Source organism: Pseudomonas sp. GW456-12-10-14-LB2, assembly GCF_002884345.1.
Lineage (GTDB): Bacteria > Pseudomonadota > Gammaproteobacteria > Pseudomonadales > Pseudomonadaceae > Aquipseudomonas > Aquipseudomonas paraglycinae.
In genome coordinates this window covers 1-271 of the sequence record NZ_POHV01000160.1, presented here as the reverse complement: position 1 = coordinate 271, position 271 = coordinate 1, and the positions used below count along the sequence as shown (strand labels likewise).

Below are 271 nucleotides of genomic sequence, written 5' to 3'. Positions count from 1 at the left end.
AGATGGAGAGCTTCGGCGCCGAGCTGATCGACCGGTTCGGGCCGCTGCCGCCGGAGGTGGAGCAGCTCCTCAAGATCGGCACGATCAAGATCCTCTGCCTCAAGGCGAACGTCGAGAAGGTCGAGGCGGGGCCGAAGGGCGTGGTGGTCCATTTCCGCGACCGCTCCTACGCCAACCCGCAGGGGCTGGTGGCCTACGTGGCCGAGCAGGCCTCGTTCGCGAAGGTGCGGCCCGACATGAGCGTCGTGTTCGTGCGCGAGCTGACCACCGT

1 protein-coding gene is annotated in these 271 nt (G+C 67.5%); it reads left to right on the top strand.

What is annotated here, in order from left to right:
* A partial coding sequence (locus C1X29_RS29930) for a TRCF domain-containing protein (protein ID WP_146023311.1) occupies positions 1-271 on the top strand: 271 nt, incomplete at both ends.